At 43.9% G+C, this 26,068-nt stretch carries 19 protein-coding genes; 9 read left to right on the forward strand and 10 right to left on the reverse strand.

Features of this window, described 5'->3' with window-relative positions:
• Nucleotides 1–420, forward strand: a 420-nt coding sequence (locus BUB67_RS16295) for a hypothetical protein (RefSeq protein ID WP_200798092.1), incomplete at its 5' end; no start/stop codon positions are given.
• Nucleotides 421–502: 82 nt separating this feature from the next.
• Nucleotides 503–2,722 carry an S-layer homology domain-containing protein gene (locus tag BUB67_RS00010; protein ID WP_073233779.1) on the forward strand — a complete coding sequence of 740 codons (2,220 nt, stop codon included), beginning with the start codon at nt 503–505 and terminating at the stop codon, nt 2,720–2,722.
• Nucleotides 2,723–2,985: 263 nt separating this feature from the next.
• Here BUB67_RS00010 and BUB67_RS00015 read toward each other — a convergent pair whose 3' ends face one another.
• The 9 genes from BUB67_RS00015 to BUB67_RS00055 form a co-directional block, all read right to left on the reverse strand.
• Nucleotides 2,986–4,128, reverse strand: coding sequence for a glycosyltransferase (locus BUB67_RS00015; RefSeq protein WP_073233782.1), 1,143 nt, complete (start codon nt 4,126–4,128; stop codon nt 2,986–2,988).
• The gene (locus BUB67_RS00020; protein ID WP_073233785.1) at nt 4,129–6,099 is read right to left on the reverse strand and encodes a tetratricopeptide repeat-containing glycosyltransferase family 2 protein; all 1,971 of its coding nucleotides are present in this window, start codon (nt 6,097–6,099) and stop codon (nt 4,129–4,131) included.
• A gap of 95 nt (nt 6,100–6,194) precedes the next feature.
• Nucleotides 6,195–7,097 carry a hypothetical protein gene (locus BUB67_RS00025; RefSeq protein WP_073233788.1) on the reverse strand — a complete coding sequence of 301 codons (903 nt, stop codon included), beginning with the start codon at nt 7,095–7,097 and terminating at the stop codon, nt 6,195–6,197.
• Nucleotides 7,098–7,240: 143 nt separating this feature from the next.
• On the reverse strand, nt 7,241–8,338 hold the full coding sequence (locus tag BUB67_RS00030) for a hypothetical protein (protein WP_073233791.1): 1,098 nt from the start codon (nt 8,336–8,338) through the stop codon (nt 7,241–7,243).
• A 119-nt stretch (nt 8,339–8,457) separates the two neighbouring features.
• Nucleotides 8,458–9,222 (reverse strand): CsxC family protein, encoded by a 765-nt coding sequence (locus tag BUB67_RS00035; RefSeq protein WP_073233794.1) that lies wholly within the window; start codon nt 9,220–9,222, stop codon nt 8,458–8,460.
• A gap of 381 nt (nt 9,223–9,603) precedes the next feature.
• Nucleotides 9,604–10,386 carry a CsxC family protein gene (locus BUB67_RS00040; RefSeq protein WP_073233797.1) on the reverse strand — a complete coding sequence of 261 codons (783 nt, stop codon included), beginning with the start codon at nt 10,384–10,386 and terminating at the stop codon, nt 9,604–9,606.
• A gap of 109 nt (nt 10,387–10,495) precedes the next feature.
• Entirely contained in the window at nt 10,496–12,052 is a 1,557-nt protein-coding gene (locus BUB67_RS17085; protein WP_073233801.1) for a CsxC family protein, read from the reverse strand.
• 172 nt (nt 12,053–12,224) lie between these two features.
• Nucleotides 12,225–14,609: a glycosyltransferase gene (locus BUB67_RS00050; RefSeq protein WP_073233804.1), complete on the reverse strand. Its 2,385-nt coding sequence runs from the start codon at nt 14,607–14,609 to the stop codon at nt 12,225–12,227.
• A complete protein-coding gene (locus BUB67_RS00055; protein WP_073233806.1) occupies nt 14,600–16,549 on the reverse strand; it encodes a TPR domain-containing glycosyltransferase in 1,950 nt (649 codons plus the stop codon). Before BUB67_RS00055 ends, BUB67_RS00050 begins: the two co-directional genes overlap by 10 nt.
• A gap of 183 nt (nt 16,550–16,732) precedes the next feature.
• Between BUB67_RS00055 and BUB67_RS16080 the strand changes: the two genes are divergently transcribed.
• The 3 genes from BUB67_RS16080 (at nt 16,733) to BUB67_RS00065 (ending at nt 18,253) form a co-directional block, all read left to right on the forward strand.
• Nucleotides 16,733–17,194 carry a hypothetical protein gene (locus tag BUB67_RS16080; protein ID WP_143156973.1) on the forward strand — a complete coding sequence of 154 codons (462 nt, stop codon included), beginning with the start codon at nt 16,733–16,735 and terminating at the stop codon, nt 17,192–17,194.
• A 128-nt stretch (nt 17,195–17,322) separates the two neighbouring features.
• Nucleotides 17,323–17,580 (forward strand): adenylyl-sulfate kinase, encoded by a 258-nt coding sequence (locus BUB67_RS00060; RefSeq protein WP_084127599.1) that lies wholly within the window; start codon nt 17,323–17,325, stop codon nt 17,578–17,580.
• A 22-nt stretch (nt 17,581–17,602) separates the two neighbouring features.
• Nucleotides 17,603–18,253, forward strand: coding sequence for a class I SAM-dependent methyltransferase (locus BUB67_RS00065; RefSeq protein WP_073233808.1), 651 nt, complete (start codon nt 17,603–17,605; stop codon nt 18,251–18,253).
• A gap of 168 nt (nt 18,254–18,421) precedes the next feature.
• Here the strand turns inward: BUB67_RS00065 and BUB67_RS00070 are convergent, their stop codons facing one another.
• Entirely contained in the window at nt 18,422–19,318 is an 897-nt protein-coding gene (locus tag BUB67_RS00070; protein ID WP_073233810.1) for a DUF6385 domain-containing protein, read from the reverse strand.
• Between the two features lie 124 nt (nt 19,319–19,442).
• On the opposite strand from BUB67_RS00070, the gene BUB67_RS00075 reads away from it, so the two are divergent.
• The 4 genes from BUB67_RS00075 to BUB67_RS00090 are packed head-to-tail and all read left to right on the forward strand — an operon-like array spanning nt 19,443 to nt 26,002.
• Nucleotides 19,443–21,407: a tetratricopeptide repeat-containing glycosyltransferase family 2 protein gene (locus BUB67_RS00075; protein ID WP_073233812.1), complete on the forward strand. Its 1,965-nt coding sequence runs from the start codon at nt 19,443–19,445 to the stop codon at nt 21,405–21,407.
• A complete protein-coding gene (locus tag BUB67_RS00080; RefSeq protein ID WP_073233815.1) occupies nt 21,404–23,158 on the forward strand; it encodes a glycosyltransferase in 1,755 nt (584 codons plus the stop codon). Before BUB67_RS00075 ends, BUB67_RS00080 begins: the two co-directional genes overlap by 4 nt.
• On the forward strand, nt 23,155–24,486 hold the full coding sequence (locus BUB67_RS00085; RefSeq protein WP_073233818.1) for a glycosyltransferase: 1,332 nt from the start codon (nt 23,155–23,157) through the stop codon (nt 24,484–24,486). The genes BUB67_RS00080 and BUB67_RS00085 overlap by 4 nt, the downstream gene beginning before the upstream one ends.
• Nucleotides 24,452–26,002, forward strand: a complete 1,551-nt coding sequence (locus tag BUB67_RS00090; RefSeq protein WP_073233822.1) for a glycosyltransferase — start codon at nt 24,452–24,454, stop codon at nt 26,000–26,002. Before BUB67_RS00085 ends, BUB67_RS00090 begins: the two co-directional genes overlap by 35 nt.
• Nucleotides 26,003–26,068 lie beyond the last annotated feature (66 nt).

Raw genomic sequence — 26,068 nt, forward strand, 5'->3', positions numbered from 1 at the left:
GGTACCGGTGAAGACGGCACCACTGGTGACGATACCACTGGAGACGATACCGCCGGTGACGGTACCACTGGAGACGATACCGCCGGTGACGATACTAAGCCTTTCTCAATCACTGCTAAAGGTGACCTTGACAGATCAAGCGGTATTAAAGCGACTGTCAATGTAGACCGTATTTCTGCTGCTTCGGATCATGACGGTAATGAAGTAGTTATTTTCCAACTAATGAAAGGCAATGAACCGGTAAGTATCGTTGCTCTGGAAAAGGATATTCAGTCCCCGGAAGGATTAACAGCCCACTTTAATGTGGATGGCTCGGACAATAATTATTGGGTAAAAGTATTTGTTTTTGATGAATTTAACAGCGACACAAACAGCGTACAAACCAACCTGGCTCAAGCACTTGAATTAGGCAAAAATTAGGCAAATAATTCTAAACAGATATAATCGAATCTGGGTTGACCCCTAGGTTCGATTATATCCTTTGAAAGTGAGGATTGATAAAGTGAAGAACCGCATACTGAGTGTCTTAACAATTGTAGCGCTTTTACTTACACTGGTCCCCTTTTCTGCCTTTGCAGATCAATCGGTAACCCTTAATACTATTTCTGCGAAGACACCCGGCAGTGAGGTTACAATAGCCGGAACAACGTCATTAACTGAAGTTAGCATAAAAGTTATTCGACCCAACAACACTGTTTTATATGTAGATGTTGCAGATGTTAGCAATGGTTCATTTACAAAAACCTTTAAATTGGCCAGTGATGCAGCTACAGGAACATACACTGTCGTTGCAGGTCAGGGTAACGTTGTTGCTACAACAACATTTACAGTACAAACAGGACAAACCGGTGGCGGAGGAGAACAACCCAGCAACAACGCTAACCTGAGTAGTTTAACTATTAGCTCCGGCAAATTAGACCCTGCCTTTAACTCCAATACCATAAGATACAAAACTACCGTTAGCAGTACTACCGGTAGCGTTACTGTTACTCCCATAACAGCAGAAAGTCATGCCACTGTAAAAGTTAACGGCAGTATAGTAAACAGCGGAAGTGCCTCACAGGCCATTATTCTAAATGAAGGCAGAAACGACATAAACATTCTGGTAACCGCCCAGGACGGTACTACCACCAAAACCTATACCATTACAGTAATTAAGCTGCCGGAACCTACTACGGTAGCTTCCGGCCAAACTGTGTCTGTAAGTGATACCACTACTCCGATTGCGGTTACCGTACCCGCCGGGGTAACCGAAGCAAAAATAAAAGTTACAACTCAAAGCACAGCACAAGGCAAAGAGGCAACTATGCCGCTGGTAGTTGTCCAGGCCCAGACCACCCTGGGAACTGTTGCAGTTGAAATTCCTGACGGCACCACAGTAACTGGCCCGGCCGGCTGGGATGGCACCATTAAGCTACCTACTGTCCAGGCTAATAACAGTGTTAGTGTAAGCAATGGTAATGTAAGTGCGGTGGTTGAAGTAGGTTTGCCCGATATGGAACTGAAATTCAGTCATGCAGTCAGACTGCTCATTCCAGGACAGGCCGGAAAATCAGCTGCCTTTGCCAGAGGTAACGGCACTCCTACTGTTATAACAAGAGTTCTCAGTGCCGACTCCCAGTCTGTAGCTGACAGTGAAATACCGGACTATGGAGATGCCAAAATTAACGTGGAATCAGACCTGGTCATCTGGACCAAGCACTTCACCAAGTTCATAGCCTACACACCCATCAGCAGCAGTGGCGGCGGTGGAGGTGGCGGTTCTGTATCGTCAAATGAAACCACCGTTTCAGCAAAGGATGGTGGTAAGGTAACCGCTGCGGGTGTCACCATTGTAATCCCTGCCAATGCCTTGGCCAGCGATATTAAGGTTAAAGTAGAAAAGGTAACCAGCACATCCGGCCTGCCTTTGCCTGCTAAGAGCAAGCTGATTAGTGATGTATTTGAGATTACCAAAGATAAATCCGGTGATTTCAAAAGGCCCGTAACTATTACTTTAACCTTTGAAAAGTCAAAGGTTGATGCCGATAAATATGATGTAGGTATTTACTGGTTTAATGAAGAAACTAAGACCTGGGTTAAATTGGATAACGTAACCGTAGACCTGGCAGCAGGCAAAGTAAGCGGTGAAGTTGACCACTTTACCAAGTTTGCAGTGCTGGCCACTGAAAAGGCAACTGAGAAACCCGCTGAAACATCCACTTCTACATTGCGGGATATTACAGGCCATTGGGCAGAAAATACCATTAAGCAAATGGTAGAACGTGGTATTGCCAAGGGATATCCCGACGGAACCTTCAAGCCGAACAATAACATTACCAGGGCCGAATTTGCTGTCATGCTGGTACGTGCCTTCAACCTGGCCCCACAAAACGGCAAAGTCTTTGCGGATACCGCTGATCACTGGGCCAAGAATGACATAGCCACAGCTGCAGCCTACGGCATTGTCAATGGTTTTGATGCCAATACCTTTGGCCCCAACAACTTAATTACACGTGAGCAAATGGCTGCCATGATTGTAAAAGCCGCCAAGCTTACCGTGGTTAACGACGATACAACCTTTGCTGACAGTGCAAGCATTTCCAGTTGGGCTAAGAGTTCCGTTGCCACTGCAGTTAAAAACGGTATCATGAAGGGCTATCCCGACAACACTGTTAAACCCAAAGGTAATGCCACCAGGGCAGAGGCAGTTACCGTAATCTTTAATGCTCTAAAACTTTAAACAAATAATAAAAATGATACCCCTTAAGAGTTTTCCCTCTTGAGGGGTATTTTTTGTGCAGAAGTAAACCACCTCTGCATATAAATATACCAGGAAGTGGCAGCACTGATAAAAAATTCCTGCCCCGAGGAAGGAGTGGTATCCCGGCCCACTCCCAGAATAATGATCCCATTGGGTTCCAGAGATTTCGGATAGAGTACGGATTCCTTAAAGCAAAGAACATAAAAAGAAAGAGGAGCAGTCCTGGACGCTGCTCCTCTTTCTTACGTTTGGTATAAGGTTGATAACATGGTTTCTATCATTTTATTAAAGACTTCTTCAAAAGGTGTCTTTTTTAGTTGGTTAAAAGCTATATTAAGGACTGTAAAAGCCTGGGAGGATTTGCCCTGAGCAAAGTACTCCGCTCCCTGGCGAAGTAATTTCTCTGTCATGTCTTTGATGAAGGCCTTTGGTTTTTCATCCGCAATGCCGTGGGTTGAGAAAAGCCGGATGGGTGGCGAACCCATGGCTATGCATTGGTTCATACAGGCCAGGGCCTGGGGGATTTTTTCCTGTGCTGCGTACAGGGTTCCTTTTAAAAACACCAGGTCAGTATAATCTGGATAGGCTTTTAGATAGTGATCAATGAAGTCTATGCCTTCCTGGTATTGTTTCAGGTTTAACATGCAGTACACCATGCTGCGAATTAAGGCTGGTGCATAGGATTCCGTCAAAGAAGTTTTTTGCAGGGATATCCGGTAATATTCCAGGGCCTTCCGGTATTCCCCCAGTTTCTGGTGTTCAACCGCAATATAAAAAGGAATAAACCCTGTGTAACCGTAATCCTTCATAGCCTTGTGAAGGATTCTTAAATTTCGCTCAATTTTGGTTTTATGCGTAGCTTTGTCATTCTCATAACCATAATGATAAATGGTGATATTGGACTGGCCTATTTTTTCCGGTGACGAGTTGCGGATCACCGAGGGTAGTATTTGCTCGTGAATGGGTATTTCAAAGCGGTGCCGGGGGCTGTTGCGAAACAATCGAAAACCCACGAAACTGGTGCTGGGCTGGTTGTTATAGAAATTTACAATATTTACCCAATAGCCCTGATAGTGGTCATCCTGGATCACTTCCCTCAATAAAGGAGCTGTTGCCGGCTCCAGCGCTTCGTCACAGTCCAAAAAGATAATCCAGTCCCCGATGGCGTGTTCCAGGGATTGGTTGCGGGCTAAGGCAAAGTCATCCTGCCAAATATGATGATACACTTCTGCTCCCAACTCTTCAGCGATTTCCACCGTAAAATCGGTGGACCCGGTGTCAACCACCACAATTTGATCCACATAGGGCTTGGCGCTGTTAATACAACGGGCGATATGTTTCTCTTCGTTTTTGGCGATCATACATAGGCTAACGGTTTTTGACATTTAATGAACCCCCTTCAACCGGGTATCTTTCTTAAATGTTTGATGCAACTCAATCAACCACCGGTTAAATTTAGGGTTATCCGGGTAATGACGCAGGGCCGCCAGCACCATCTTTAGGGTTTGCCTGCTATAGATGTTTTTTAACAGCTCTTGATAGTTGTTGGCGTCAGGCGCCATGTGGAGGGCCCGCTGAAGGATGGATTGGGCAGAATCCAACTGGTCATTATTATAAAAATACTTGCTCAAGGCAAAAAGACAGTCTGGTTGAACGGTACCCTTCTTCATTTCCAGCAACGCCAGTCGGCCGGCCATTTCTACCCTGTGGGCATTGGAATCGTCTTCCATTAAATAGCCTATTTTTTGCTCCGCCGACGCCAGCCCGCAGTGGGTAAAAATTGTGTCGACCACGGTAAAACCTTTTTTAGCCAGGATTTTATTAATGATATTGCCAAAGTAATAATTGTACACACTGATTTCTGCAACGGGCGGCCGTCCTAATAAGATTTCGTTGATACTTTTCAAGATTTGGCAGTACTCCTGGTCCAGAACAGTATCTTGCTCCAGGTAGGGAAGAGTATCCATTGGGGGAGTCGAAGTCCACTGAGCGATCAGTAATTCTTCAATAACCTTTTCATATAAATGAGGTTCCCGGATTTGCTTCAGATTTTGTAATGCCTCGTCAAAGCGTCCAGTCCTCATGCAGGCCATGGCCTTGTAATAAGCAACTTCCTTTTTTTTCGCCGGCAGTTCGCTGAATAACGTAGCTGCCAGATCATATTCTTCAATCTCATAGAGCATACGAGCCAGCATCATGCGTTCCGTGACTTTATCTTTATGTTTGACATTGGCCTTTAGAGTTTCATAAACCAGTTGACCGCTGCCAAGGGATTTTTTCAAAATTTGGGCCAATGTTATATATTGGTTCATATCGCTGTTTTTTCGTTTTAGTCCTTCAATTTGGTATTGAAGGGCTTTCTTTAGATCACCTTCATCTCTGTAAATCTCAGCCAGTTTAAAGTTCGGGAGAAAACTCCCTACCCCGGTACGGGATGTGTATTTGCCTGTTAGTTGCTCCCCAAGTTGGAGGCACTTTTCAAAGCAGGGGATGGCCCGACTGATATGTCCCAACTGGTGGTAAAACTCCCCTTCAACAAAATGAATATCCACATAGTCCGGGTAGTTTGCTTTGCATTGCTCCATATATTCCACCGCTTCAGCAAGTCGTCCCGTTTTCAAGAGGCAGGATATGAGGGATATAAAGATGCTGGGGGCATACATGGCCCGCAGATTTACGTGTTGCAGGGCTTTGCGGTAATGGGCGATGGCGCCCTCGAGGTCGTTTAAGTTAACACAGGACCCCCCCAGGCTGTACAGGTAAAAGGGATTGTTGGGATCGTCGTCCACCAAGCGCCGGTTGATACGATGATTCCGAACCGCCTTGTTCTTGGCCAGGAATTCTGAAGCAAGGTAGCCGTAGTGGATAATACAAATCCCGGAGTTAACCACCGGCTGTTGACTGCCTTTGGCTGTGATGGAACTGATAATTTGCTCGTGAAGTTTCCCTTCAAAGCGGTATTCCGGCTTGTTACGAAACATCCGTACATTAATATGTTTCAGAGGATCATTGCCGTCTGTCAGATTAATAATTTGGAAGAAGTATGCTTCATATAGGGAGGTTCTAGCCAGGGCCCTTAAACGTTCACAACAGTTGGGTTCCAGTTCTTCATCGGCGTCCAGATATAGGATCCAGTCCCCGGTTGCTTTGTCCAGGCTGTAATTACGAGCAGCGGCAAAGTCCTCATTCCATTGGTAATGAAAAATCTTGGCGCCAAATTGTTCGGCAATTTTTACAGTATTATCATTTGAACCGGTATCCACAATAACAATCTCATCAACACAGTCTTTTACGCTGTTTAGGCACCTAGGCAGGTTGCGTTCCTCATTTTTGACGATCATGCATAATGAAATCATGTCTTTCCTCCATGTGCTTTTCTAAGCCAGTATATGCCGAATGTCGGGTTGCTGTGAAAATAAAAGAGTCGGCAACCGGAGTTACCGACCGGGGTTTAGGTACAGAAGGTGGCGACGGGTATCCACTCTGCATGTTTAAATTCATTAACTTTGCTCCCCATACTGAAAGGTGCGCCGGTCTTGGTGGCCAGGTAAACCAGGACGCCGGTGGCAGAACTGCGTATAGCTCTGACCTCGAGATTTCTTTGCCCGGTACCGGGGATCGCTACTTCTGTATCCTCGCTGCAGCACGCCGGTATTGTGACCACTACCTCAGTTGAATCAACACTTGGGCAGTCTGTCAGGTTACGTATAATGAAAGTAACACTCTGGACCGTATCTGTGTTATTCAAAGCCTTCAGTAGGATGGTCAGTTCATCACAGTCTACAAAGAAAGAACCGGTGGTCAAGAAGGGGCTGGCGCCCTGGTTGGCCAGGATCTGGCTGATTTCTGACTTAATCTCCTGCAGACCGAAGGTCGTGCTGAAGATCGCGGTTTCAATATTGGAGACCTCTGCTTTAATTTCACTGATGCCGAAGACCGGGTTCAGCACAATATCGGTAACGATGGTTAATATATCGGATACTTCAGCTTTGATTTCTTCCAATCCAAAGGTAGGATTGTCAATCATATCCATGATGCCGCCAACAATGGTTTGTACCGTCGAAACCTCGGATTTGATTTCCGGCAGTCCAAAGGTGGGGCTGAATACACCCCGTTCAATATTGCGTACTTCACGCTTGATTTCTTTTAGACCAAACTTTGGATTGCAAAGAATTTCTTCACACTTTGCTATCTCCCGCTTGAGAATGCACAGGGCTTTAATAATTTTGTGCAGCAGGATAGAATCCTGGTCAAAGTCAAATCCATCATCATACGGGTCGCTGCCACAAGTGTTATCATGATCGCATTTTTTACCCCACTTGCCCCAGGGGTTGTCGTCGTCCCAGTTGTTCACAGGATAGACCTCCTTCAAACATTTTCTTTTACATAATATGACAAAGTATGATGATTGTTACTGAACTGCCAGAGAAAGATAAGATTTACCCCTGGAAAAAAGGAGAGCCGGTAACGGTTGTTACCGGCGCGGGAGACGATGGGTTATACGCAGATGGTACCCAGGGGCAGGAAGTCTGCGGAGAAGAATTCGGTTACTTTTGGTCCAGTTGCTGTTGCCCTGGATGCAGCATAGAGGAAGATGCCAAAGGAAGCGCTGGCTTCAGCGTTAATAATGACATTAATATCGGTTAATAGTAAATTGTTCAGAGTAAGCAAGGCGAAGGAACCGCAGCAAGGGGTAATATTTAGGAAAGCCACAGAGTCAATAAGCGAGAGTGGACAAGTGCCGATTTCAAATATCTCGAACGTTACGCTTTGGAATGTTGCGGTGGCGTTAAATGCTTTTACTTCAGCTACCGTCTCGCCCGCAGTTGCCAGGAAAGGTCCGGTGGTTAGGTTCTGGGCCGGGCCCTGGGCAGCCAGGAACTGCTCAAATTCAAACAGGAGTGTTGATACCTCGGACTTGATCTCCTGGAGACCGAAGGTTTCACTAAATATAGCGGATTCAATGGCAGATACTTCAGACTTAATTTCCGGCAATCCGAAGGTAGGACTAAAAATACCGCATTCAATACGCCTGATTTCCTTTTTAATCTCCTTTAAACCAAAGGTCGGGTTGAAGATCGCCTTTTCAATAAGTTCAATTTCCCTCTTAATCTCCCTCAACCCAAACTTACCATTTTTAAGTAAGCAAAGAATAAGCTTTAGCTTTAAACAGGTGAAGATAAAGCATTTCAGCCACTTGTCATCATTGAAATGTTTTTTGAATTTGGGTTTGTGGGAGGGCTTTTTAGGATGGCAGGGGTTTTCCCAATCACAGGGATCACTGAAACCACAACTGTCACTACTGCCGTAGCCATCGGCATCCTTCATACCGGCCCAATCAGTCAGTTCTCCCCACTCGTGGATGTTTCCCCAGTCATCTCCAAAACCATAGGTTGCTTCCAGCTTTTCCAGGGCATTGGATAGTTCTTCAATCAATTCTTCAGGAATGTCTTCGGAGGGATCTTCCTGGAAATCATCTGAAAAATAATCTTCAGATAAATCTGCCGTCGGATCAAATTCATTATAACCCGGCACTTTTTCCAGCATGGAATGAACCATAGCCTGGAGGTATTGTTTAAATTCTTTCTTATTCATAGGCAACCTCCTTGCATGTATTTGTTGTTAATTTATTCCTCTTTATGGTATTAGGTGACATTTTTCAACAAGAAAAAACACTCGAAACAAGATTTCGAGTGTTTTCTAAATCTAACCTATTAGACTCCGTTCGCGGGGATCACAACCTGCTGGTTCTGGAGAATCTTAAGGGTAAGGAAGAGAACCATTTTTTCTTCCAATTGCCGGAATTCTTTCTCTTCAAAGGGTAGAACAGCGGTTTTGGGGCGCCTGCGGTTAAGATACTCATCGAACTCCACGATCCTGGCGCTGATTAATTCGCAGAAAGGAAGCTCATTGAAGAATTCCTGACTGATCTGGTTAAACTCAGAGATGTCTCCTGACAACAGTCGATCCTTTTCTGCGAAACCGGGGCCTTTCAGGGGTTGGCTGCGGAAGAATTCAAACTCCTCCGAAGTGTTCAGCAACAGGGATGCCGGTGTAGCGCCGTTAAAGATGACGGGCGCCATACAGCTAAAGGGTACGTCAACGGTGCAGTGACGAATATCCCCGCAAACCCCTTCGGTATTGGAGCAAAGACGAGTGGAATAATCGATGTTCTTACGGACGAAACCTTTAATAGAGAGCGTGGCGGGTCCGGCTGGCATCATAGGATCTTGCAACAGCAGGCATTGTGTTACTTTCACCCGTTTTTTAATATCTTTGATCTCCAATGCCGGTTCCGGCAGTGTGATGGTGGAGTTAATATTCACCTGAAGAGTCAATTCTGCCAGTACAACCGGTATTTTTACTGTAGCCCCGGTTGCAAGCCCTATAATAGGTACTGTAACACTGGAGCATTCAGGTTGAACGCCGCCGGTGACGACTTTACCCTTTGGTTTCGGGGGTGGGAAGCATCCTGACATTGTAGCAATCCTCCTTTAAATATTTTACTGCATGTTATTCAGCTCCAACATTTTGTGTTACTTTTTATGGAAAAAAAACCATATAGAAGAATGGGCGATTTTACTTTCCTGAATTACCAATCTTGTAAAAATATTATCAAAATTTTCCTGCAGGGGTAGCAAATTACAGATGAATGGAATAGGATAAAAGTAAAATATGGAAATTATTGGAGATTATGCAACGCTATGGGCTGAAATAAAAGAAGGAAGTAATGCTACAGCCCCAGGGCGTGTAGTTACTTCCCCAAATTCTATAAACAAAAGGATTTTCCCTGAAAACTTGTAAATTCAATTTCCCGGAGAATATCGGTGAAATGTAAAAACCTAAAACAGGTCATATTTTTAGTCTTGCGAAGGAATGGTAACCTGCTGATTTTGTAAAATCTTCAGAGTGATAAAGAGAACCATTTTTTCTTCCACTTGTCTGAACTCTCTTTCTTCAAAGGGCAGGTTGGCGTGGTGCGGGCGTACACGATTGATTAACTCATCGAACTCAACGATTCTGGCGCTGATCAATTCACAGAAAGGAAGTTCATTGAAGAATTCCTGGCTAACCTGGTTAAATTCAGAGAAATCACCGGAAAGCAAGAAGTCTTTTTCTGCAAATTCACGGTCGGACAGATCCTGTCTGCGGAAGAACTCAAATTCATCCCGAGTATTTAGACTCAGAGTGGCAGGTGTAGCCCCGTTAAAGGTAATGGGTGTTGAGCAGCTAAAGGGAACATCCACGGTGCAATGACGAATGTCACCGCAAACACCTTCAAGATTTGAACAGCCACGGGTAGCATATTCAATGTTTTTACGGACAAAGCCTTTAAGGAAAAGCACATTGGTGTCCTGCAGCAGCAAGCATTGGGTCACTTTCAGGCGCTTCTTGATCCTCTTAATTTCCAATGCAGGCTCAGGTAAGGTAATCATGGAGTCCATGTTCACCTGTACGGTAAGTTCAGCCAGGACCACAGGTATTTTTACAGTTACCGGGCCGGTAATAGCCGTTAGGGGAACAGTTGTGCTTACACAGTCCGGTTGGGTTCCGCCGGTTACGTTAACGCAGGTTGCTGTTGCGTGGCTCTTGCTTTTTCCCCATTCGCCTTGGGGCTGATCGGGCAAGTCGTTTTTGGACATTTAGTTAATCCCCCTTTATAATTTTATAGTGCATGATATTCATTTAGCCTGATACCGGTTACATTTTTTGGACTAAAACCTAGTTTTTGCAGTTTCTTATTTAATCCAATCAATTAGATGTGCGTTTAAACGGACAGGTTATTGTGGGTGGGTCAAAGAATTTAGGTTGATGTTCTTCGTTTGAAGTGTCCGGTTGCAAAAAAGCCTCGGAATCTTCCTGGGCCGAGTTGGAAGTATCCTCAATGGAGGGTTCCGGTTCAGTGGTGTCCGGTTGCAAAAGATCCTGGAAACCTTCCGGGGGCGAATTGGAAGTATCCTCAATGGAGGGTTCCGGTTCAGTGGTGTCTGATAGCAAAAGATCCTCGGGGTTTTCCAGGGTTGAATCGGAAGTTTCCTCATGGTAGGATTCTAGTTCGGTGGTGTTCGGTTGCCAAAGGGGCAGAGTATCATTGGGGAATTCCTCGGCAGTCTCCTCTTTAGCCATGTCTGACCGTGACCACTCCAGGTCTTGAACAGGTAGATCAGACTCCTGCAATTCCGTTTGGACAATCTCATCTTTTTCACAACCAAAATCTTCTTCAGCCCGCACGTTGGTTGCTATATCTTCCAAGGGTTTGTAGAACGGATTTTCTTTGTTGACCTCCAGTACCTGATCTCTTTGCAATAGTGCATTCATAAAAGGCGGAATGCTAACCTGTTGTTTTTGCAAAACCTTTATTGTTAGGTAAATAACCATTTTGTCCTCTATTTGCGAAAACTCTTTTTCTTCAAAGGGCAAGTCGTTACCTGGTCGGGTACGGTTAATAAATTCATCGTACTCAATAATCCTGCTGCTGACTAGCTCACAATAGGGAAGCTCATTGTAGAATTCATATGTTACCTGGTTAATTTCGGAGAAGTCGCCGGAAAGTAGCTCATCTTTTTCAGCAAAATACCGGTTGAATAAAGGCTGCCTTTTAAAATATTCAAACTCATTCTCTGTGTTAATAACCGGTATTATCGGATCAGCACCATTGAATTCTACTTGTGTTGTGCAGGTAAAAGGAACATCTACAGTACAATGCCGTATATCGCCGCATACTCCCTGACTATTGGCACAACCCCTTGCGGCATAAGAAATATTGTTACGGACAAAACCTTTGAGAAAGAGCACCGGTGGAATTTGCTCTTCGGGGTCTTGCAATAGCAAGCACTGAGTGAGCTTTACCCGTTTTTTAATTTCTTTTATTTCCAATGCCCGCTCGGGTAACGTAATCGTTGAATGCATGTTTACCTGCACTGCCAGTTCCGCCAGAACCACCGGTATTTTAGCTATAACACCACTTGTAAGTCCGATTATAAATACGGGGGTGTTGGAACAGTCTTGTACCACTCCTTCGTTGAGGGTATCAATGCATACTTTGCCAGGGTGGTAAAAAACGTGAACACCAGAAACTTTTGACTGATCTCTTACTAATTCATTATCATTTTCCGACTCTTTTAAAAGGTCAGCATCTGGCTGATCTGGCTCTGGTATAGACATATTTTCATTATTTACTTCAGGCACAACAGGTTCTGAAAGGATTGTTTCGTATTCTTGAGGTTCCGGTTGTTGGTCTACTTGTTCTTTTTGTTCTATTGGTACAACTCTTCGTATATCGAAGAAATCCGTTTTAAACTGAAACAAGACTCATCCCTCCTTAAAAAATTTTTTTACTACATGCTATTCAATACAAGTTAATACGGTTATCAATTCAAGGGTAAAAATGCAAATTTATGTTTTTTCTTTGGGCAACAGAGAAATACGTCTTCTTATGGAGGGATTGCTTATAGGATGATGGAAAGTTGTATTGTTCTACTTACTTAAAAAATTCCCGGATGTTTTGTAATTGCTCATCTCCTGGATTATGTTGAATTGCTTCGGCGTAAATATAAGATAAGGTTTGGAACATGGCGGCGGCTATTGCTGGGTACTGTTCATAATCCTTTGTTGTGATTAACTTTTCTATAGCCATTTGCCAGAGTTCTAAACTTGCCAGCAGGCATTTCTTTTTATTGGCCACAACGGCTGCCGTACAAAGGTTACGGACGTTATCCAGGTTATTTTCTTTAAGAAATTCTAGCAACCGTTCGGGTTGAAATTGAGATAAAAATATATTTGTGAGAGGGGGGATGGCCATGTCTGCTCCGCCAATGATTTGCACGGCAGAGCGGTAATGTTCTAGGCTCTTATCAATATTGCCTTGTTGCAAGTGTATTTCTGCCAGCCGGCAGTGGGGCAGGAAACTACCCACCCCGGAACAAGTATCATACTTTTCCCAGGGAGCATCGCCAAGTTGTAGACATTTTTCAAAACATTCTCTGGCGGAGCGTAGAAAACCTAATTTTAAGAAGGAAAAACCATGGTAATAGTGGAGATCTGTGTAGTCCGGGTATAAGTCTATAGCTTTGTTTGCCAGAGGTAATATTTCATTGTATTTTTTTAATTTAAATAAGCATTTTATAATTCCGCAGAATAGGTTGGCCGGTATGTTTGTACCATATAAATTGTGGGCCGCCTGAAACTGTACTAAGGCGGCTTTATATTTTCCACTGTTATAAAATTGGAATCCCATTTCCTGTTGTAGCACGGGATTTTTACCGCGCTCCCTGACATCTTTAGCCAATAAAAATACATTTCTGCGAAATACTTCTTGTTTTAATTCTGATTTTACGTGGGGGCCATAATGGAAAACGGTAACAGGCAAGTAAGAAAGCGACATGTCCCCGTGCTTCTCAACAATTGAATGGTCAATATCTTCCATAATCCTGGATTTATAGCACAGGTCCTGTTCATTACGGATTAATCTGCATACAGCCTGATCCCGATAGTTGTCCCGGTTAACTGCGTCGTAAAAAGTTCTTTGCCGGATCTTGTATCCAATGAAAGTGGAGTTATTTAAACCTTCTACCAACGCAGCCAGATCAGCCGAATTTATTTCTTCATCCCCGTTTAAAAATAATACCCAATCCCCGGAGGCATTTCTTAAGGCAAAGTTTCTAAGTTTAGCAAAACTGTCTGACCAATTCAGACGGTAAAGGTTGGCCCCCATTTGATAGGCGATGTTTAGGGTGTTATCCGAGCATTCAGTAACGATCAGCAGAATTTTATCCGCTATCTCACCAACGCTGCGCAGGCACCTGGCAATGTTCTTTTCCTCATTTTTTGCCAAAATACAAACGCTCAGTTGAAATTGTTTTGCTTTTTGTAAAAGGAAAGGCTTTATTTGTGTTAATAATTGTTTGGGAGATTGGCTAAAGATTTTTCCTTCCACAGGGTATCTTGGATTACGGTCTGGCGTTTTTAAGAATTTTTCAATGCTATCGGCAGCCAGAGAAAAACGGCCACATCGAATATGACAGGCGGCTTGTAAAAGAAATAAATCACTGTAGTCCGGATAAACGCTTTGGAAATAGGCCAGTTGTTCTAAAGCATCCCGGTACCGGCCAAGCTCAATCAAGCAAACTAATAATTTATTGACTAACGGTGGAGCATAGCCGGAATTAGGATTGGTTACTTTTAATGCCTCAATAAAGTTTTCCAGCGCCTTTTGATATTGTCCTTGCCTGATGTATTCAATTCCTACATTATAAAGATAAAAGCCGTCCTGGCAGTTCTGATCTTTCCGAGATTCTTCCAGTAAACCTACGTTTCGTACGATTTTTGAGGGAATATTTACCCTTTCCGGGTTATAACCGTGGTGCAGCAGGGTCACATTAAGCCTGCCGATTCTACCGGATCCCGAATGTGTAAAAATAGAATCAGAAATCTGCTCGTGGATTTTCCCCTTAAACCGGAATTGAGGCAGGTTACGGAATAACCTGATAGATTGAAAGGTTACCTCGTGGTCCCCACCTAGAAGATTTCTGACATCGAGATAATAGGCATCGTAGTCCTTTGATTGAACTGCCTCTAACAAATGATGCCCCAGATTTGGGTCGATTTCCTCATCACAATCCAAAAAAAGAATCCAATCCCCCGTTGCCTTTTCCAGGGAATGATTACGGGCAGCGCTGAAATCATTGTTCCAGTTGTAAAAATAGACTTCAGCACCCAGGTTTCGGGCTATCTCCGGGGTTTGGTCTGTTGAACCGGTGTCCACAACAATGATTTGGTTTACATAGGGCAAGGCGCTTTTAAGACAGTTGCCTATAAAATCACTTTCGTTCTTAGCGATCATACACAGACTTATGTTTACTGGCAAAGTATTTCTTCCTTTCCGGTCAATTTCTTCTTAAAACGGGCTAACCCTGACAGGTGTTGATGTACTGTCGAAATATGAGGACAATTTACAACAAGATGTCTTAAGGATTGCTGGAAAAAATCAGTTAAAGCAGTTAATAAAGAAATATAGTTTTGGCTGTCCTTTTCCAAATTACAGGAATGCCGGATAAACCTTATCCCCTCTAATATATCGCCTGTAAAGATATTGATTAGACCAAACCACTTGTAGTTGATCACTTTCTTTTGATGGATCAGGGAAAGTGAAAAGAGTCTTTCCGCCAGGTTGTAGTTGTTACGGGTGAAGGCTTGCTGTCCCAGTTGGCTGTAAAGAAAGGACAAGTGTGAAGGATTAATGATAGTTTCTAAATACTTTACACTTTTAGACTCATCAAAGGTAACCAATTGGTAAGCAAAATTAAACAAAGACGGAGTAATAGGATCGTCTCCTGATAGGATTTCTTCCTGATTAATTAATTGTGCTAAGAACCGGTCTGACTGATCCATATGACAATATCCTGTTTGACCTATATCATTACTTAGTACCCGGCATATAGACGCCAGGATAGCGATTTCTTCGTTTGAAGGAGGAATTTGTGAAAGAAAATTCCTGGCCAATTGCCATTTTTTTAAATAAATAGCAGATTTAGCAGCAATAATATAGTTTTCAGGCGTCGGTTGCGGTAGATCGTTTATTTCTCGTAAAACAAGGTGATACTCACCCATGTCGAACAGCAATTTAATACGTTCCTCCGGACTAAGCTGAGGTAAGTGTAACTGCAAAAAGTTTATCGTGTCTTCCGGATTGTTATAATATTGTTTTGCCAGTAATCCCAATCGAAGGAATGAAGTATAGGAAGTACCCCCGGTTTGCACAGCCTTAACTTGATGTTGCAAGGCTTCCTCCCAGTCTTGCAGACGCATATAGATATCTGCCATCTGTTCATAAGCTAAAAAACTCTGTACACCTTCCATAGAGATATAATTCGGGTTAATCTTGTTATATTTCAGACACTGCCTAAAACGTTCCAGCGCAAGCTCAAAAAGCATGATTGCTGAATAAATTTGCCCCTGCAGATAGTAGAGGTCAGGGTAATCGGGAAAAAAAGACAATCCCTCTTGAGATAGTTTTAGAGCCTCCTCATACTCTCCAAGATCCACCAGGCAGACTGTAAAATTGCGATACAATCCCGGCAGGTAGTGGGAGTTTTTGCTCGCATACTGTTTGGCTAGATGGAAATGGTGCTTTGCATTTTCTAACTGGCCGCTCACGTAAAAACTAACCCCCAGATTATAATGAGTAAAGTCATCCTTGGGGTTTTCTGCCAGCATGCATTCCAGTATGGTGATGTTGCGCTGATTTTTTTGTGTTCGTTTCGGATGATCAAGGGAGTAACCATAGTGCAGTATTTCTAAACCCGAATATACAATGGAAGCGGAAGGATTGTTACGTAGAATGCTGGGTGCTATCTGTTCATGCAAGGCGCCCTCAAAGCAATATTTTGGGTTATTTTTAAACATTCGTATGTTTAAGCCACGACATTTTTGTACATTCGCAGCAGAAGTGTAATTAATAATGCTGAAGGTTAAGGCTTCAGCCTTGGTATGTTGAGCCAACTGCCGCAGCGACCGTCCGGTTTCCGGGGGCACTTCTTCATCTGCGTCCAGGTAAAAAATCCATTCCCCGCGGGCATGTTGCTTAATTTTATTTCTCGCCTTGGCAAAGTTATTTTCCCACCGGCCAAAGAAGACTCTGGCCCCTTGTTCTTGGGCCAGAACTGGTGTCCTGTCACTGGAACCGGTGTCCAAGATCAAAATTTCATCTACGTAATCCTTTACACTAGTTAGACAGCGAAGGATATTGGATTCTTCATTTTTCACAATCATACAGAGACTGATCAAAGGATGTTTTGTCCCTTTCATAATAAAGACCTCCGGTTTTAGCCTTTGTCTTTACCTTATGCGAAAAAAAGTGCTTTGGTGCGGTTTCTGTAAGTTGGTCAATACATGGAAAACCAAGTAACAATAGAAAAAATCACACTAACTGTAACAAATGTAAACACTTAGAATATAATACAGTAACTTATAATTAAGGGAGGTCTTTCTATGACTGTCAGAAAAATCTGTGTTCAGGAAATTACTACCTTGAACCGAACAGAAACCTTTACGGTTACCTGTACAACTCCTTCATATACACCAGTTGGTTTAGGTAGCCCGTCGGAGGCCAACGCAGTTCTCTACAATGTAGCGTTTACCATTAATCCGGTTCCGACAATTTCTTTCTCCTATGATGTTCAGTTAAAGTATGCTTTCTCACATAACGGCGGAACCTTTGAAGAGTTTTGTGATGTATTAGGTAATTCCGGTGCACTAACATTTAATTCCGGTGTAACGTCCTGCGATTGTCAAGATGCGTTTTCCATTACTTCGTCTATCACTACCGATCCTGCGGCAATAACTACCACCCAGAGTCCTAATACTGTTGCTGGTCCCGTAACCGTCAGTTTTACTCTGAACAATCTGTGTGCCCAAACTATTATCTGCGTAGAAGACACTACCTGTGTATAAGAAAAGAAAAAGCACAATTATATCCAGTCATTTGACAAATAAAGAAAAGTATAAAACCTGCAGCGTACATTCACTGCAGGTTTTTCCAAAATAAATGAAAACATTAGCTTTCCAAAGGAGTTAGAGAAATGTCAGAGAAAAAGCTTATCCTGAACAGGGGCGTAACAATCTGGTTAACGGGACTGTCCGGAGCAGGTAAAACTACCATCGGCCACTTGCTCAAGGAAAAGCTCAGAAAATGGGGGATTAAAGTTGAGGTCCTGGATGGTGATAAAATCCGCCAGCATTTAACTGCTGATTTGGGTTTTTCCAAACAGGACCGTGAAAAGATGCAAGTAAAAACAGATATATATTGTAGGATTCCCGTATCAGCAAATTTTTTATGAAGTTTTTTAAAGGAGAATTATTATGGGAAAATATGATTCAAGGTTCTTTGTTTACAGTGACCCCAAAGTGGACTTTATGATTTATGAACTTCCTCCAACCTGGTGGAGCAGGTACTATGAGTATGCATGGGCCAGTAAATTTACAGGCGCTGGGGATGTTGTTTTAGATGCAGGTTGTGGGATTTGTCATCCTTTTAAATTTTATCTATCAGATGTTTGTAAGGAAGTTCATGCCTGCGATCTGGATAAAAGAATACTGTCAACGGAAGAAATTGTAAATGACATACTAAATGACTGTGGGAATAAAGTTTCTATACCAGCTTTACTTGAATATTGTCAAAAGATTCACTTTAAACAATGCAATCTTACGTCACTTCCCTATGATGATAAAAAGTTTGATAAGATATTTTGTATATCTGTTTTAGAGCACATGAATCTTCAAGACATAAAAATGTCCCTACAGGAGTTTAAAAGAACCTTAAAGGAAAATGGTTTTATCGTTCTCACCTTTGATTATCCCAATATTAGCCTGGAGCAATTTATGGATACTGTCAATGAAATTGGACTTAATTTTGCCGGAAGGGTTTCTTTTAATATCCCCAAAGCTGCGGTTACATCCAATCTGTGGGGTAAACTTTACTGTTACAGAACGGTACTAAAGAAACGCCTGTAAACCCCAAAGAGGGGTAAAGAAGCCTTCTTTTCTAACCAGTTCATTTTTAGGAAATCAAAGAGAACTATATTTTGGCAGCGGTGAAAACCCCAATATCTGGATTACCAATATGACACCAGCTTTATAAAATATAACGGGATGACACCAGTCATCCCGCTATCATTTTCGTTAAGAGGTTTGACCCTGGAAGAAGATGTTCAGCGTTACGGCACTGGCGGCGTTAACAGCAGCATAGTATAACCTGGCGTACTTTAAGAATGTGGTGGCCACAAAGGTTGCCATAGAATTCTGGTTAATAGTTGTGTTACTGACTTCATCTATCCAGTTTATGCCGTCCGGGCTCAGTTGCAGCTTAACCAGCGCCTGTGCGTTGGCATCCAGGGAGTTGTTAACCACACCAAAGGTCCAGGTTGCAACACCCAAGACAGTGTAGGTTGTGTCGGGTGAACCAGCTGTATTGGTAACGCTTGCCCTTGTGGCGGATACATCTGTGGTTGCCAGTGTGTTGGCCAGCGTACCTGTAATCAGTAATCCGTTGGTGGGCGGTGTAATGGATAAACCGCCGGCCGGTGCAGTGATGGACAGGCCGGTTGAAGTAATGGTTAACCCGCCGGTGGGCGGTGTAATGGACAAACCGCTGGCCGGTGCCGTCACCGTCAGCCCGTTGGCCGGTGCGGTAATGGACAGGCCAGTTGAAGTGATGGTTAACCCGTTGGTTGGCGGCGTAATGGATAATCCGCCGGTGGGTGGGGTGATTGACAAACCGCTGGCCGGTGCCGTCACCGTCAGCCCGTTGGCCGGTGCGGTAATGGACAGGCCAGTTGAAGTGATGGTTAACCCGTTGGTTGGCGGCGTAATGGATAACCCGCCGGTGGGTGGGGTGATGGATAAACCGCTGGCAGGAGCCGTCACTGTCAGACCGTTGGCAGGAGCAGTAATGGCAAGACCGGTTGAAGTAATGGCCAGGTTACCGGAGGTGTCTGTGTTGAAAGCAACGTTGTTACTTCCATAGATTTTGATCCTCGCGTAATCTGGATTGTCTTGGAAAATTTTGAAGTTAGGCATAAGATTAACCTCCCGTGTAATTTATTAGCAATATATGCCTTTATATAGAATATTTTCAATTAGTGTGGAAAGTTACAGCTTTAATGCATAGTTTATAATAAAAAATGTTACAAGGAGATCACCTATGGGCAACCGGATTAGTTTATGTATGATTGTCAAAAACGAGGAAGGGAATATACGCAGATGCCTGCAAAGTGTAGCCGGTGTGGTTGACGAAATCATTGTGGTTGACACCGGTTCCACTGATGCTACACCTGAAATCGCACGGGAGATGGGCGCCAGGGTCTACTCCTTTGACTGGAATGATAATTTTAGTGATGCTCGCAATGCCTCCATCCAGCGGGCGACGGGGGAGTGGATTTTCTTTTTGGATGCCGATGAGGAACTGGCCCGTGAGAGCAGGGATGTTTTAGCCAGGTACACCGCCGAAAAGAATGTGGAAGGCTACTTTATCAAAATCATTAATTATATTGGAGCTGACGGCTGGGTGGAAACCTGTCCGGATGTGGTTTTTCGTCTTTTTAGAAACAGGCCTGAATACAGGTTTCGTGGTGCTATCCATGAACAAATTGCAGATGTCATTCTGGAGAAAAATAAACAGGCCTCCTACGGAATGGCCAATGAGATCGTGATTATGCACTATGGTTACTTAGATAGTCAAATAGATCAAAAGGACAAGAAAAATAGAAACCTGAAGATTATCGAAAAAGAGCTGGAAAGTCAACCCGGAAATTACCTACTGCGGTATCACTATGGTGTTGAGCTGTTTCGTCTTGAAAAGTATGCGGAGGCAGCGCAGGTTTTTGTTGAGACGGCCAATCACACGTCTCCCCAAACCATTTATTTCCCCAAATTATTACGATATATCGTCCTTGCCTACCATTCTGCGGGGCAGCCGGAAAAGGCCCTCGATACCATCGCCCAGGGGCTGCGGGTCTTTCCCGATTATGCAGATCTCTATTATTACGGGGGCCTTTGCCTTCTTGCTCTAAAGCAATACATGAAGGCAAGAGACCTTTTCCTGCATGCTGTTTCCTTACCGGAACAACCGCCTCAATACGCATCCTTCGGAGGAGTCAGGGGTTTCCGTGCCTTCTATTTTTTAGGTGATATTGCTGAAACGTTTTTAAATGATGAAGAAGCTTTAGACTATTACCTTAAAAGTTTACGGGATAATCCAAATTTCCAACCCGCCCTGGAAAAGATTATTAAAATACTGGATCCCCGGGCAAATCCTGAATATACCAAGGAATGCCTGGAGAAAGTATTTGATTTAAGTACTTCCCAGGCGAAATTAGTGCTGGCCAATATTTTCTTTCAACAGGGTGCCTACCAGTTGGCTTTAGATTTTCTGGAGCAAGTGATACAAACCGGCAATGGCACAGCTGAAATTTTATACCGGAAAGCCTTTTGTCTGATTCAGGAGAGGCGGTTTTTGGAAGCCCTCAGGATATTAAACGGCTACAGCTCAGACAGTTATCTTTATCCACTGGCAAAGCTTAATGAACTATTTTGTTTTTGGGTTCAGGGCAAAAGGAAGAAGACTCGTGAGATTGTAGAAGAAATGCGTGCAATGGGCTTATCTGAGGAGACAGAAAACGTGTTAAAACTTCTGGTGAGGGCTCAAGAAAAACGAAAGACTGTTCGCAAAATGTTCCTGGGAGAAGAAGGGATAGCTCTTCTGTTGGATCTAATCAAAAGATTACTTAATCTAAAGGAAACCGAGAAAGTGAACGAACTGTTAAGTCGGGTGGATCCTGAGTGTTTAGCAGATCATAGGTGGGATCTCATCTTACTTTACCATGAAGCCGGATTCCGGGAAAAAAGCGTGGCATTGCTAGAAGAATATTTAACCGTCAACCGCAGTGGGGAGGCCCATTTTCTTTTAGCGGAAGCTCACCGTGAATCAGGCAATTTTAAGGAAGCCGACCTTCACTACCGGCATGCCATAGAATTGGATCCCCACCAACCAAAATATTATTTAAAACAAATAGAACTTTATAAGAACTGGCGCCAAGGGATTGAACCAGAGTTGGTGGATGAGATTCAACGGAGCGGGGATATGGCAGAGGGGGTCCGACCGGAATGAACAACACTATTACTCTGGCTATGATTGTAAAGAACGAGGCTGCTAATTTGGCTGCCTGCCTGGAAAGTGCCAAAGACCAGGTGGATGAAGTCGTCATTGTGGATACGGGTTCCACAGACAACACTCTGGAAATTGCAGGCAGGTATACCGACAAAATATATACTTACCCCTGGCAGGGAGATTTCAGCGCCGCCCGTAACTATGCCCTGGCCAGGTCCAGTGGGCAGTGGATTTTATCCCTTGACGCAGATGAGCGGTTGTTTTGTGAACCGGGTCAATTGAGGAAGACGGTTGAAAAAGATGAACAAATTGAAGCCTATCTGCTGCCCCTGGACTATCCTGTAAACGAATCAACCGGAGAATATAATCGTTTTATGGTACTGCGGTTGTTTAAAAACACAAAGGATCATTATTTTGCAGGCCGTATACACGAGCAGGTTATTATCCATAAAAATGAGGCTGTTGGATTTGCCGAGGACATTATTATAAAACATCAGACAGTTTCACAGAAGGAGCGAAATCGCAAAAGAGGCCGCAATTTAAAGGCACTAAAGGAAGCATGTGCGGCAGACCCGCAGAACTTTTTTCTTCAATACTACTTGGGGGTTGAATGGCTTGGTTTGGGTAAACCTGCCCGAGCCCAGCCGTACCTGGAAAGTGCTTACCGGAACCTAACCGACAACCATTTGCATTTCCGCATGCCGGCCCTGCGCTACCTTTCTACCTGTTTAAATGCCTTGGGAAAATTTGATGAAGCCATTTGTCTGGGCCAGGAGGCAGCCCTTCGGTATCCCGACTACACAGATATCTATTACCTGACCGGGATTGCCCTGGAAGAGAAAGCGGAGTATAAATTGGCTGTCAAATGGTTTGAAGAGGCTGTCAAATGTGGCGTTCCCCCGGTCTTATACACACATATGCAGGGGGCAGGCAGCTTTCTTGCTTATTTTCACATGGGATATTGTTGGGAAAACATGGGCCGACCGGACATCGCAAAGGCTTGCTATGAGCAGGCCTTAGATGCAAATAACAGGTACTATTATCCGGTGACCAGTTTATTTTTATTGATGCTGGCCCATCATGGCCCCCGGTCCGCCTTTGCTTATTTTGAGAAGAAAGGTTATTTAAGCGATAGCCCCCTTGCTTTATGTATTGCAGAGTTATTTTTTACCTACGGCTATCCTGGTTTGGCAAAAAAGTGTTTGACGGGTTCCGAAGTTAGTCGGCATGTGACGGACGAAATTTTATACCACCTGGGACGTTACCGTATTTACGCCGGGGATTTCCAGGAAGGGTTAATTTCTTTAGAACGTATCCCCCCGGACAGTCAATTCTCAAACATGGCGGTAACCCACAGGTCCATGGCTCTCCTGTTAACGGGTTGTGTAAAGGAGTGCCGGAACCTGGCCCTTGCCATGTGGAAAAATAAGCAATTAAGGCCCACTGCCAGGGCACTGTTAAGGATATGTCGTTTCATGCTGCAAAACGGCGTGACAGCTTCGGGTAGGCAGGGGAGCCAGGAAGAAATGGTACAATGCTTTCTGGATCTGCTTAACTTGTGCCATCACTATCTACCGGATCGACCCGGTGATGAGGTCAAAAATCTAAAACAGGTGACTTCGATTTTGGAAAGGATCCTGAGTACATCTTCAAAAGGGATTCAAAAATTGGACCGATTTTATCAGGATAAAGTGAATCTTGTAGAGGAGTTGTTCAAATACAAATTCGGGGCCGGTGGAGTCGGCGTATGAATGAAAGAATGAAAGTAAGCCTGTGTTTGATTACAAAAAACGAACAGCACTGCATTTTGTCCTGTATTAATAGTGTTAAACACTTGGTCCACGAAATCGTTGTTGTGGATACGGGGTCTTCGGATAATACCGTTCCGCTTGCCCAAAAAGCAGGTGCCAGGGTCTTTCATACCGAATGGACCGGCGACTTTGCGCAGGCCAGAAATTTTGGTCTGGAGCAAGCGACTGGTAATTGGATTCTGATCCTTGACGCTGATGAAGTTCTGTCGCCCGAAGGCACAGAGGGGTTTTATCAATTGCTCAATGATTCGGAAGTGGAAGGTTACTTTTTAACGATTAAAAATTTTTTCGGGGACGGCCGGGAATTTACCACAGACAAAGTGCTAAGGCTGTTCCGGAATAAGCCTTCCTATCGCTTTACCGGCGCTATTCATGAGCAGGTGGCACCTTCGATTTTAAAAGCTGCGGGGGGGAAGGGGCTGGCTAGCGCGCCTTTGGTGATTTATCATTACGGTTATTTAGACACAGAGTTGGCTGGAAAGGATAAATTTAACCGAAACACTTCAATCATATACAGGGAACTGGCAAAGAAACCCGGGGACCCGTTTCTTTTATATTCCCTGGCCCTTGAACATTTCCAAAGGGGGCTAGTTGCCGAAGGTGTTCGCTGTCTGGATGAAGCTTTGTCTCAAATGAGGGGTTCGGAGGGATATTTTGAGGACGCTCTTGTCCATATGGCCGTCGGTCTATGGGGATTGGGGCATATGGAGAGACTTCTTGAATTTCTTAATAACTCACTGTCCATGTTGCCGGAACAAGGGGATTTGCTATTGATCAGGGGGATCACATTTCTAAATCTTAAACAATATTCGGAAGCTGCCGGGGACCTGGTACATGCCTTAAAAACCGGAGGCAGCAAGTTGTTCCCTGAAGATAAAATTCTATCATTGGCTCTGATTGTATTATTGCTGCAAATCCATCATTTAATTATAAAATCAGACCCCGAATCCCAACTATTCCCTTTGACCGGGCGGCTGGTTGCCTTGGTTCAGAAACTCGAATTCCTGCCTGCCAAGAAACCGATCCATGAATACATTTCTGTTGCCGCTCGGGAAATCCACGCCTATGCTTTAATGATTGATAATGGATACCAAGGGAAGTATTTTTGTGCCTTAGACAAGATGAAAGATCTGGTCACGCGTTTGCTTTTGCTGTTGATGAAAGAATGCCGCCCCCTGTGGGAGGTGATACCCGGGCACCGTCAATTATTCGTTCGTTGGAAAGGTGATATGGATGACAAAAAGGGTTTTGGTGGCGAGTCCTGTTAAGCAAAAAGAAGTGATCCTGAAAGAATTTCTTGAGTCCCTGGAGAAATTAGACAAATCAGGATTGCAAATGGATTTTGTTTTTATTGATGACAATAACGAACATTCTTTGTTGGACCATTTCGCCAGGGGAAAGAACAATGTACGGATTATTAAGATAAAGTCAGCTGATCAATATGTTTGTAACGAGCAGACCCATTACTGGCACGAGGAACTCATTTGGAAGGTAGCTGCCTTTAAAAATAAATTTCTCGAAATGGCTTATGAAGAAGGTTACGATTATTTATTCCTTGTGGATTCTGATTTATATCTTCATCCCAAAACCATCAAGCATTTGATTTCCCTTCAGAAAGACATTGTTTCCGAAGTCTTTTGGACCAAGTGGAAGCCTGACCTACAACCCCTACCCCAGGTTTGGGCAGCTGATCAGTACCGGTTATTCCAGGCCCCAAGGGGTCAGGAACTCACTGAGGAAGATGTAGAGAAAAGGACGCGGGAGTTTTTGGATATGTTGTCAAAGCCCGGTACCTATAAGGTAGGAGGTCTGGGGGCCTGCACCTTGCTCAGTAGAAAGGCCCTGTCCAGGGGAGTTTCTTTCAGCGAGATCTATAACGTCGGATTCTGGGGAGAGGACCGGCATTTTTGTATCCGGGCCGTGGCCCTTGGACTGGAATTATATGCTGATACCCACTACCCGCCTTTTCATATGTACAGGGAATCAGAGCTTGCTAAACTGACGGAGTATAAAAAGAAAATCCGTGCAAAGAGTAGAAAAACCGAGAATACAAAAGTCAGTGTTGGGAAGCACAAAAGAGAAGCAGGAAATAAAATAACACTGGCCATGTTAGTCAGAAATGAGGCAGGCAGATATTTGGACAGAGTTCTGGAACAGGCAAAACAATATATCGATAATGCCGTCATTCTGGATGACGCCAGTGAGGATGACACAGTAGAGGTCTGCAAAAAAGTCTTGGCAGGGTTTCCCTTAACAATAGCTATTAATGAAAACTCGTGTTTTAACAATGAAATTTTACTGAGAAAGAAACTCTGGCAAATGGCAGTTGATAGTCAACCGGATTGGATATTAATCCTGGATGCCGATGAAGTTTTTGAAGACAATGCTCCGGAAGTGCTAAAGTCTCTGGCAAAACAAAAGGATCTGTACTGGTATGCCTTCCGGCTATTTGATATGTGGACCGAAACCCACTACCGGGAGGACTCATACTGGTGTGCCCACAAAACCTTCCGACCGTTTATGGTCAGGTATGTTCCGGGATTTGCTTACCGCTGGCGGGAAACCCCCCTCCACTGCGGCAGGTTTCCCATAAATATTCTGCATTTGAAAGGTGAAAATCACCCTTTAAGACTTAAACACCTGGGTTGGATGAAACCGGAGGACCGGCTGTATAAATATTATCGCTACAAAAAACTGGATCCATTGGCTCGTTATGGTATTGCCGAACAATATGAATCCATTCTGGACCCACGCCCTAATCTGGTTCCATGGAGCCCGAAATGAGAGGGATAGTACATTTAAAGTGGGAGAAGAAGTTGTCTGTTCGGAATACGGAATACAGTCTTGGTA

This window comes from Desulforamulus putei DSM 12395 (assembly GCF_900129195.1).
GTDB classification, from domain to species: domain Bacteria; phylum Bacillota; class Desulfotomaculia; order Desulfotomaculales; family Desulfotomaculaceae; genus Desulfotomaculum; species Desulfotomaculum putei.

Coding starts and splice junctions, on each gene's coding strand:
- BUB67_RS00015 (WP_073233782.1), bottom strand. CDS start 4,128: ATGTCAAAAACCGTTAGCCTATGTATGATCGCCAAAAACGAAGAGAAA.
- BUB67_RS00055 (WP_073233806.1), bottom strand. CDS start 16,549: ATGAAAGGGACAAAACATCCTTTGATCAGTCTCTGTATGATTGTGAAA.
- BUB67_RS00040 (WP_073233797.1), bottom strand. CDS start 10,386: ATGTCCAAAAACGACTTGCCCGATCAGCCCCAAGGCGAATGGGGAAAA.
- BUB67_RS00035 (WP_073233794.1), bottom strand. CDS start 9,222: ATGTCAGGATGCTTCCCACCCCCGAAACCAAAGGGTAAAGTCGTCACC.
- BUB67_RS00065 (WP_073233808.1), top strand. CDS start 17,603: ATGGGAAAATATGATTCAAGGTTCTTTGTTTACAGTGACCCCAAAGTG.
- BUB67_RS00070 (WP_073233810.1), bottom strand. CDS start 19,318: ATGCCTAACTTCAAAATTTTCCAAGACAATCCAGATTACGCGAGGATC.
- BUB67_RS00080 (WP_073233815.1), top strand. CDS start 21,404: ATGAACAACACTATTACTCTGGCTATGATTGTAAAGAACGAGGCTGCT.
- BUB67_RS00030 (WP_073233791.1), bottom strand. CDS start 8,338: ATGAATAAGAAAGAATTTAAACAATACCTCCAGGCTATGGTTCATTCC.
- BUB67_RS00020 (WP_073233785.1), bottom strand. CDS start 6,099: ATGATTTCATTATGCATGATCGTCAAAAATGAGGAACGCAACCTGCCT.
- BUB67_RS00085 (WP_073233818.1), top strand. CDS start 23,155: ATGAATGAAAGAATGAAAGTAAGCCTGTGTTTGATTACAAAAAACGAA.
- BUB67_RS00060 (WP_084127599.1), top strand. CDS start 17,323: ATGTCAGAGAAAAAGCTTATCCTGAACAGGGGCGTAACAATCTGGTTA.
- BUB67_RS16080 (WP_143156973.1), top strand. CDS start 16,733: ATGACTGTCAGAAAAATCTGTGTTCAGGAAATTACTACCTTGAACCGA.
- BUB67_RS00075 (WP_073233812.1), top strand. CDS start 19,443: ATGGGCAACCGGATTAGTTTATGTATGATTGTCAAAAACGAGGAAGGG.
- BUB67_RS00090 (WP_073233822.1), top strand. CDS start 24,452: ATGACAAAAAGGGTTTTGGTGGCGAGTCCTGTTAAGCAAAAAGAAGTG.